This is a genomic window from Sphingomonas sp., from assembly GCF_019749955.1.
GTDB lineage: Bacteria > Pseudomonadota > Alphaproteobacteria > Sphingomonadales > Sphingomonadaceae > Sphingomonas.
The window spans coordinates 1-8,808 of record NZ_JAIEPC010000067.1; the positions used below are offsets into that span (position 1 = coordinate 1).

The following is an 8,808-nucleotide window of genomic DNA, read 5'->3' on the forward strand; positions in this document are numbered from 1 at the left end:
GCAGCAATGATCGAAGCCCTAAGCGAAGCCGAACGCGCCGAAGCGCTCGATGGCCTGCCCGACTGGGACTATGACGATGCGAGAGACGGCATCCGCCGCACCTTCACTTTCGCCGATTTCGTCGAGGCCTTCGGCTTCATGACGCGCGTCGCGCTGCTCGCCGAAAAGGCCGATCACCACCCCGAATGGTCGAACGTGTGGAACCGCGTGGAGATTTTGCTGACGACCCACGACGCAGGCGGCTTGAGCGAGCGCGATATCGAGCTGGCGGAAGCGATCGAGGGGTTGGTGGAGTAGGGGGAGCTCCTTGACCGGCTCATTTATTGGGTGCACATAAAATCGGTGAAGACCAAGTTTAACCCCGTCCTTCATGACGACAATCCGCCGATGGACGCTGCTTTCCTGTCCGGCCTGAAGCCATCCCGGCGCGGGCGTCCGAAGCTGGAGACCCCGAAGGTAGAGGTCAAAATTCGGCTAGATGCAGCGACTGTGGAGCACCTGCGCGGCAGTGGACCGGGATGGCAGACGCGGGTGAACGCGCTGTTGGGGGAGCTTGTGGCGACTGGCTGTATCTGAATTGCGGCAGCCACTGCCCAATTGTAGACGTAAATCGACTATGCTTGTCCCCCCGCTTTACGCTACTGTCGGGTACGATCTCATCTAACACCGGGTAAAATATGGCGTCCCAGCTCGCGAACATTGCTTCATCGGTAGTGATCGTCACTGGTGCCGTTTCTGCTATATCCGGAATGCTCGACTGGATGCTGAGCCAGGGTACAAAATCGAAGATAAAAAGTGTCTTTGAAACATGTTGGGTATGGCTAAGTTATCAGAGGACCGGTCGATTCATATACGTCGTCCGAAGTATGTACTTTCAAAAAATCTTAGTGGGCCTGACGGCAGGATCTATGATTATCATGCTTACCCTATTTTTAGTACAGGTAGGGACCGGTCAGCATTTGCGAATCTCCTTCCAGCTCGGTCAGCCCCGCTTATACACTTGGCAAGTTGGGTTGGAGATTCTAATTTTACTATTAACAGCACCCATTTTATTCAGATTTATTCACTTAAGGATTATAAGTTGGATCACGTCTCCCGTAAAGCTTCGTTATTATTTCATTAGATCTTTTCTTGCCCTCATTTTATGCTATTTAGCAATGGGCATACTCGTAGCTATCGAATGGCCGATAATTCGTATTCTATTCTCTATTATTGATACGAATTTCTCTGCAACAGCTGATCAAGCCCGTTTTGCACAACTTTTTGAATATGCGATTGGCGGCAAGATTAACGCAATCGTAATACACTTGCTTACGACATTATTGGGCGCACCAATTTTGATGGAAACATTTTTGATCATATCTATTGTATTCATTTCTGTTTATTGGATTATTACAGTAATATTTGTAACCGTATTGATGAAAATTTCGGAATTTTTAGTCTTACGGATCGCAAGTTATGACAAAGGTCCGGTTCTTGCTGTTAGTGCTCTGGCAGTAGCTCTTGGTGGAATTTCAAAAGCGTTTACGTAAGCCTGCGGTTTTAGACTGTTGACCGCCCTTCTTCTTGGACGGCCCGCTTTCAGAAGATGCAATACCGAAGCGGCGTATTATAAATTCACCCCATTCTGCTTAGGCCATGGGCTAGCAATGTCCGCTGCCCCAAAGACGTGGGCCGCCGAATTCAACTGACCCCTGCCCGCTCTCGATCAACGCTGGCACTCCCGCTCCGGGGTGGCCATATCCCCCCAATCTGCGCTAACCGCACGCGCAACCCACATTCCACCCGAAAGTCCCCCTTATGTCCCGTCCCGTCCGCGTTCGTATCGCGCCCTCCCCAACGGGTGAGCCGCATGTCGGCACGCTCTACACCGCGCTGATCAACGAGGCGTTTGCGCGTCGCCATGGCGGCACGTTCATCCTGCGGATCGAGGATACCGACCAGAGCCGCTCGACCCCCGATAGCGAAGCCAAGATCATGGATGCGTTCGCCTGGATGGGGCTCGAATGGGATGAAGGCCCCAACAAGGGCGGCCCGCACGCGCCCTATCGCCAGAGCGAGCGCAAGGCGATTTACGCGGGCTATGCCGACAAGCTGCTCGCCGACGGCAATGCCTTTCGCTGCTTCTGTTCGGCCGAGCGGCTCGAGAGCGTGCGCGCGGCGCAGCGCAAGGCCAACATCCCGCCGCAATATGACGGCCACTGCCTCACCCTCCCCCCCGCCGAGGCCGAGCGCCGCGTCGCCGAAGGCGAGCCGCATGTGCTGCGGATGAAGGTCCCGCGCCACGGTGCTTGCGACTTCACCGACGGCGTTTACGGCGCCGTGTCGATGCCCTGGGCGAGCATCGACATGCAGGTGCTGGTCAAGTCGGACGGGATGCCGACCTATCACCTCGCCAATGTCGTCGACGATACCGCAATGGAGATCAGCCACGTCATCCGCGGCGAGGAGTGGATGGCGTCGACCCCCAAGCACATCCTGCTCTACACCTATCTTGGCCTCACCCCGCCCGACTTCATCCATCTGCCGCTGATGCGCGCGCTCGATCGCTCGAAGCTGTCGAAGCGGCGCAACCCGACTTCGACCTCGTGGTTTCAGGCGCAAGGGTATCTGCCTGAAGCGATGGTCAATTTCCTCGGGCTGCTGTTCGTCCGCCCCGCCGAGGGCGAGGAAGAGATCATGACCAAGGCCGAATTCATAGAGCGCTTCGACATCGGATCGGTGTCGAAAGCCGGCGCGGTGTTCGACATCGGCAAGCTCGACTGGCTCAATGCTCGCTGGCTGCGCGAACGGCTGACGCCGGAGGATTTCCTGAACCGCGTGATCGGCTGGGCGTCGGCGGACGACAAGTTCCAGTTGGGCCTTGAATCAGCGCGCACGCGGATCGACAAGTTCGCCGATCTCGCGCCGCTGATGGGCTTCCTGTTCACCGGCAGCGTGCCGATCACGCGCGAAAGCTTCCCGACCGAGAAGCTGACCGAGGCACAGGTTTCGCAGATATTGGCCGCCACTTTCGCGCTGGTCGAGAAGCTGCCCGAATGGACCGAGGCGTCGCTGTTCGAAGCGGTGAAGGCAATGTCGGTCGACCTCGGGATGAAGGCGCGCGACACGACGCCGGTACTGTTCGTCGCAATCACCGGATCGCGGCGTTCGCTGCCCTTGTTCGGGTCGATGGCGCTGCTGGGGCGCTCGGTTTGCCGCGAGCGGCTCCGTGCTGCTGTCCGTCTGTTCGAAGCGGTACCCGAGGTGCCTGAGGACGATACGGACAGCGAGCCGGGCATCTGAGGGGATTTGGGGGGGGACTTTCGATGGGATCACCCCGACCCGTTAGTGTCGAGCGTAGTCGAGACACGGATGGCGTCGCCCGAGGCCTGTTTCTCGACTTCGCTCGAAACGAACGGTGGAGGGTGGACAGGCTGAGGGTCTAGCGCATTTTCATGCTGACCTGTTTCACGATCCAAATCCTCCCCCGCCAGGGGGAGGTGTCAGCGGAGCTGACGGAGGGGGAGGAAGCACGCTGCTCAATCTGAAAGGGCGCCGCTGACCTCCCCCTCCGTCGCCTTCGGCGCCACAGGGTCGGGTCGCCCGTGCCCCCGGCACGGGCTTGGATTGCCGGGGGCAATCCAACCCGACACTCCCTGGCGGGGGAGGAGTAGCCAGACGGCCAGCGATTCAAGCCAGCCCTAGAATGCTCTAATCGGCAATCGTGATCGCCACCCGATCCTGATAGAAGGCGATATAGCCGCCAAGCGCTGCCACCTGCACCAACGGCTGGGCATAGGTCCAGCCGATCGGCGTCGCGGTCTCATCGTCGGCCGCGGCGAAATAGGTCGCTTCGCCCTTGAACGGGCAGAAGCTGGTCTTGCCCGCGACCGGCGCGAGCAGGTCGAGCCGCACATCGTCGGGGTGGAAATACCACACCAAAGCATGGCCCTGTTCGTCGACCACCACCGCGCGGTCGCTGTCGGCGATCACGCGGTCGCCCAACCGCGCGACCACGCGGTTGGTGCGCGGGAGCAGATCGACGCGGTAATCCGGTCGATCGATATAGCCTGAGGTAAGCACGTCAAAGTCTCCTGAGTGGCCGCTCATGCCCTGAGCGCGCGGTCGACGAGCAAGGTGTCGGTGTACATGTCGAAACGCTGAAGCTTGCCGTCGGCGACGCGCCAGACATGCGCGAAGGGCGCGCGCATCGGCTTGCCGGTGGCCTTGCTGACACCGGCATAGGCACCGATGCTGACGACGCGGTTGCCCTCGACGATGAAGTCGTCGGCGATCGCCGAGAAATCATCCCAGTCGCGCATCAGCGGCACGAGCAGTTTTTCGACGACATCGCTCGGCTGGTGCCAGGTGCCGCTGTAGTAGGGAAAGCCCTCGGCCTCGGTCCAGGCGAGATCGGGGTGGAGCAGCGCGACGACGCCGGGGACATCGCCCTGGGCAATGGCAGCGTAAAAAGCGCGCACGAGATCAACAGGATTGGTCATGGCAGTTCCTTTCGAGGGATTGATCAGGCAGCCGCGCGGCGACCCTTGAACAGCAAGGTCATGAAGGCGAGGTCGATCCCGCGCGGCATGATCGGCGCGGTGCCCATCACGATGCCCGCAACCGGCCCGATGATCACCGAACGGCGACGACGGCGCACCGCGCTCATTACCGCGCGGGCGACCGTCTTTGGCCCGACAGTCGGGAAGAGCTTGTGTACGAGCGTGGTCTTCAGATCGGCCTTGGCGGCGGTGCCGAAGCTGGTGCGGACTGCGGGCGGATGGATCGCCGACACCGACACGCCGTGCGCACGCAGCTCGCTGTCCAGCGCGATGCTCAGGTTGGTGACGAAGGCTTTCGACGCAGCATAGGCACCGAAATAGGGCGTCGGGCGCGTCGCAACGGCGGCGGACAGATTGACGATCGAGCCCGCGCCGCGCACCTTCATGCCGCGCGCCGCCCAGTGGCTGATGCGGGCGAGCGCGTTCATATTGAGCCGCAACATCACATCGAGCTTGGCCCAGTCGGTATCGACGAAACTGCCCGACGCGCCGTGGCCGGCATTGTTGACGACGACATCGGGCATGATGCCGCGCGCGTCGAGATCAGCGAGGAACGCTTCGAGCGCGACCGGATCGGCAAGGTCAAAGGCGGCGATTTCGGGCGCGATCACCGCGTCGAGGCTGTCGGCAGCGGCGCGCAGCCGGGTTTCGTCGCGCGCGGTCATGATGATTGCGGCGCCTTCGGAAGCAGCAAGGCGGGCGATTTCATAGCCGATGCCGTCGCTGGCACCGGTAATCAGATAGGTCTTGATCATGGCAAGTCTCCTTTGAAGGATTGGTCGGGGTGCCCGCGCGCCAGGGGGGACAGCGCGCGGGCGGGGGAGCGGGTTTAGGCGGCCAGCGCGGCAGCAGCTTGCTTGGCACGCTCGAACGCGGCCTCGCTGTCGGGATCGAGCAGGGTCGGCTGGTAGCGTATCTCGGCGATGTCGCTGACGCCCGCCTGGTTGAGCCACGCGCGCATATAGGTCGACTGATGATCGATCCCGTAAGCGGGCGACGGCGCCGCCGGGCTGAACGCGCCGCTGGTGTAGACGAGCACCGCGCGCTTGCCCGTGAGCAAGCCGAAATAGCCGGTCGCGGGGTCGAGGCCGAACAACAGGCCCGGCTGGTGGATGATGTCGATATATTGTTTCAGGCGGTAAGGGATGCCGCCGTTCCACATCGGCACCGCGAACACATAGGTATCGGCAGCGATAAAGCGCTGGGCGATCGACGTGATTTCGTCCCACGCCGTCTTCTGGCCGTCGTTATGGTCCTGGCCGGTGATGATCGCGAGTTTGGCATTGGCGCGGTCGCCGTCGAACGCCGGGAGCGGTTCGTCCCACAGCTTGATCGTGTCGATTTCCAGCCCCGGCGTCGCGGCAATGGCGGCATCGATATAGGCGTGGGCAACGGCCGCCGAACGCGATTCCGCGCGCGGCGAGGCATTGATGTAGAGCAGCTTGGTCATGGCATCATGTCCTTGTGGCAAACTCGGGAACTCCCCGGTGGACGCTTGCAGCGACACCCCGGGGAGCGCGTGGCGGGCGATCAGCCCAGGTGCTGGCTCAGGAACTCGCGCATCGCCGCGCCGATTTCACGGGCGTGGGTTTCGAGCGCGAAATGGCCGGTGTCGAAGAAGCGCACATCGGCGTTCGGCAGGTCGCGCTTGAAGGCTTCGGCGCCGGGCGGGATGAAGAACGGATCGTTCTGGCCCCACAAGGCAAGCAACGGCGGCTGGTGATCGCGGAAGTACGCCTGAAAACTGTCATAAGCCGCGACGTTCGAGGCATAATCGAGCAACAGGTCGAGCTGGATGTCGTCATTGCCCGGCCGTGCGAGGTAGAAGTCGTCGAGATTGCGCCCATCGGGCGACACCAGCGACACATCGGCGCCGTGGGTATATTGGAACAGCGTCGTCTCAGGGGCGAGGAAACCGCGGAGCGCATTGCGGTTCTCGTCGGTCGGGTTCGCCCAATAGGCCTGCACCGGGTTGAACGCTTCCGACACGCCTTCGAGATAGGCATTGCCGTTCTGCGTGATGATCGCGGTGACGCGCTCAGGATGCTTGGCGGCGATGCGCAGGCCGACCGGCGCGCCGTAATCGAAGATGTAGACCGCGAAGCTGGCGAGGCCGAGCACTTCGGTGAAGCGATCGATCGTGTTGGCGATGTTATCGAAGGTGTAGGCGTACTGATCACGCGGGGCCATCGCCGACTGGCCGAAGCCGGGCAGATCGGGGGCGACGATATGATAGGCGTCGGCGAGCTCGGGGATCAGATCGCGGAACATGTGGCTCGACGTCGGAAAGCCGTGGAGCAGCAGCAGCGTCGGACGCGCAGCGTCGCCGGCTTCGCGGTAGAAAATCTCGGTGCCGTCGACATCGACGGTCTTGAATCGCATGGTCATGAAAGCCTCCGGGTTGGATCGGACCGTGCTTGGCCCGTGACACCCAATTAGAAGCTTCCAACTTTGTGCAGCAGATAGTAATATCGGTACGATAGCTTCCGTAAAATGGAATATTGAGATGGACCGGTTCGACGCGATGCGCACCTTGCTGGCGGCAATCGACGGCGGCAGCCTGTCGGCGGCGTCGCGCCAGCTGGGGATGCCGCTGCCAACGGTGAGCCGGAAGGTGTCGGAGCTGGAGGCGCATCTCGGCACGCAATTGCTCATCCGCACCAGCCGCAAGCTCGTGCTGACCGAAGCGGGCGAAGGCTTTGTCGCCGCCGCCCGACGCGTCATGGCCGATCTCGACGAAGCCGAACGCGCGGCGGCGGGGGAGTATCGAACGCCCAGCGGCGACTTGCTCGTCACCGCGTCGCTGCGCTTCGGCAAGGCGTATCTGACGCCGGTGGTTCTCGACTTTCTTGCGGCCTATCCCCGCGTCAATGTGCGAATTATCGCCGCCGACTATGTGGTCGATCTGATCGAGAATCACGTCGACGTCGCGATCCGGATCGGGCGGCTCCCCGATTCGAGTCTGGTCGCGCGGCGGATCGGCGATGCGGGGTGGGTGGTGTGCGCCAGCCCCGCCTATCTCGCCGCACGCGGGGTGCCGCAGACGCCCGAGGATCTGGCCGAGCACGACTGCATCGCGTTTGAAGGGCTCCAGCCCGCGCGAAGCTGGCCATTCGGCGCCGACGCCAGCGCGCGGTCGGTCGCGATCACCCCGCGCTTTGCCGGCAATACCGCTGATGCCGTGATTGCTGCGGCCAGTGCCGGAGTCGGCGTCGGTCGCCTGCTGTCCTATCAGGCAGCGGAAGCGATCACCTCAGGCGCGCTCGTGCCCATCCTCACCACGCATGCCCCGCCGCCGATGCCGGTGCATCTGGTCCACCCCGGCCTGCCGATGATTCCACTGAAGCTGCGCGCCTTCCTCGATTTCGTGGGGCCGCGGCTGAAGGATGCGCTTGCCGCCGGCGTCCCGCGTTAAGTTCGCGTTAAGCCGGTTTCTCACCCTTGCGCTTGTGCATTGCAGCGCGCAAACTCCCCTCACGGGAGACAGGCGTTTGGTGACAGCAGCGTTCGACGAGATGCAGGGCGACGGATCGGCGATCCGCGATGCCTATGCGCTCATCGCCCAGTGGCTCGACAAGGCGCCGCCCGATTTCCTGCAGACGCGCCGCGCGCAGGCCGAGCTGTTCTTCCGCCGAATCGGGATCACCTTTGCGGTTTATGGCGATGCCGATGCCAGCGAGCGGCTGATCCCCTTCGACATCGTCCCGCGGATTCTGTCGCGCCGTGAATGGGCGCGGCTCGAAGCGGGGCTGATCCAGCGCGTCGCGGCGTTGAACGCGTTTCTCAACGACATTTACGGCCCGCGCGAAATCCTGAAAGCCGGGATCATCCCCGAAGCGCTGATCCTGCAAAATCCGCAATTCTGCCTCGCCGCCATGTCGCTGCGCCCCGCGCACGGCGTCTACACGCACATCGCCGGGATCGACATCGTCCGGACCGGCGCCGATCAATTCTACGTCCTCGAAGACAATGCCCGCACCCCGTCGGGCGTGTCCTACATGCTCGAAAACCGCGAAGTGATGCTGCGGCTGTTGCCCGAATTGTTCGACAAGCACCGCGTCGCGCCGGTCGAGGATTATCCCGAAACCTTGCTCGCAACGCTTCGTTCGGTTGCACCGCAGCATTGCCCGGGCCAGCCCACCGTCGCGGTGCTGACCCCCGGTTTCCACAATTCGGCCTATTATGAGCACAGCTTCCTCGCCGACAAGCTCGGGGTCGAACTGGTCGAGGGCAGCGACCTGACGGTGCGCGACAACATCCTCTA

At 62.0% G+C, this 8,808-nt stretch carries 11 protein-coding genes; 6 read left to right on the forward strand and 5 right to left on the reverse strand.

The window, feature by feature from the left end; translation table 11 throughout:
- Positions 1-6: 6 nt before the first annotated feature.
- The 4 genes from K2W81_RS12730 (at position 7) to gltX (ending at position 3,285) form a co-directional block, all read left to right on the forward strand.
- Positions 7-297 (forward strand): 4a-hydroxytetrahydrobiopterin dehydratase, encoded by a 291-nt coding sequence (locus K2W81_RS12730; protein ID WP_294104869.1) that lies wholly within the window; start codon positions 7-9, stop codon positions 295-297.
- 45 nt (positions 298-342) lie between these two features.
- Positions 343-576, forward strand: a complete 234-nt coding sequence (locus tag K2W81_RS12735; RefSeq protein WP_294104851.1) for a BrnA antitoxin family protein — start codon at positions 343-345, stop codon at positions 574-576.
- 581 nt (positions 577-1,157) lie between these two features.
- The gene (locus tag K2W81_RS12740) at positions 1,158-1,532 is read left to right on the forward strand and encodes a hypothetical protein (protein WP_294104853.1); all 375 of its coding nucleotides are present in this window, start codon (positions 1,158-1,160) and stop codon (positions 1,530-1,532) included.
- A gap of 268 nt (positions 1,533-1,800) precedes the next feature.
- Positions 1,801-3,285 carry a glutamate--tRNA ligase gene (gene gltX / locus K2W81_RS12745; protein WP_294104856.1) on the forward strand — a complete coding sequence of 495 codons (1,485 nt, stop codon included), beginning with the start codon at positions 1,801-1,803 and terminating at the stop codon, positions 3,283-3,285.
- Between the two features lie 408 nt (positions 3,286-3,693).
- Here the strand turns inward: gltX and K2W81_RS12750 are convergent, their stop codons facing one another.
- From K2W81_RS12750 to K2W81_RS12770, 5 genes are all read right to left on the reverse strand, one after another.
- A complete protein-coding gene (locus tag K2W81_RS12750; protein WP_294104858.1) occupies positions 3,694-4,092 on the reverse strand; it encodes a DUF427 domain-containing protein in 399 nt (132 codons plus the stop codon).
- The gene (locus tag K2W81_RS12755; protein WP_294104861.1) at positions 4,089-4,484 is read right to left on the reverse strand and encodes a nuclear transport factor 2 family protein; all 396 of its coding nucleotides are present in this window, start codon (positions 4,482-4,484) and stop codon (positions 4,089-4,091) included. Before K2W81_RS12755 ends, K2W81_RS12750 begins: the two co-directional genes overlap by 4 nt.
- Before the next feature lie 23 nt (positions 4,485-4,507).
- Positions 4,508-5,299, reverse strand: a complete 792-nt coding sequence (locus tag K2W81_RS12760) for an SDR family NAD(P)-dependent oxidoreductase (RefSeq protein WP_294104863.1) — start codon at positions 5,297-5,299, stop codon at positions 4,508-4,510.
- A gap of 74 nt (positions 5,300-5,373) precedes the next feature.
- On the reverse strand, positions 5,374-5,994 hold the full coding sequence (locus K2W81_RS12765) for an FMN-dependent NADH-azoreductase (protein WP_294104865.1): 621 nt from the start codon (positions 5,992-5,994) through the stop codon (positions 5,374-5,376).
- Positions 5,995-6,074: 80 nt separating this feature from the next.
- Positions 6,075-6,932 (reverse strand): alpha/beta hydrolase, encoded by an 858-nt coding sequence (locus K2W81_RS12770; protein ID WP_294104866.1) that lies wholly within the window; start codon positions 6,930-6,932, stop codon positions 6,075-6,077.
- A gap of 118 nt (positions 6,933-7,050) precedes the next feature.
- Here K2W81_RS12770 and K2W81_RS12775 point away from each other — a divergent pair, with 118 nt between their 5' ends.
- Together K2W81_RS12775 and K2W81_RS12780 are read left to right on the forward strand one after the other, a co-directional pair.
- Positions 7,051-7,959, forward strand: coding sequence for a LysR family transcriptional regulator (locus K2W81_RS12775; RefSeq protein ID WP_294104867.1), 909 nt, complete (start codon positions 7,051-7,053; stop codon positions 7,957-7,959).
- A gap of 100 nt (positions 7,960-8,059) precedes the next feature.
- Positions 8,060-8,808: circularly permuted type 2 ATP-grasp protein (locus K2W81_RS12780; protein WP_294104871.1), on the forward strand; the 749-nt coding region annotated here is incomplete at its 3' end.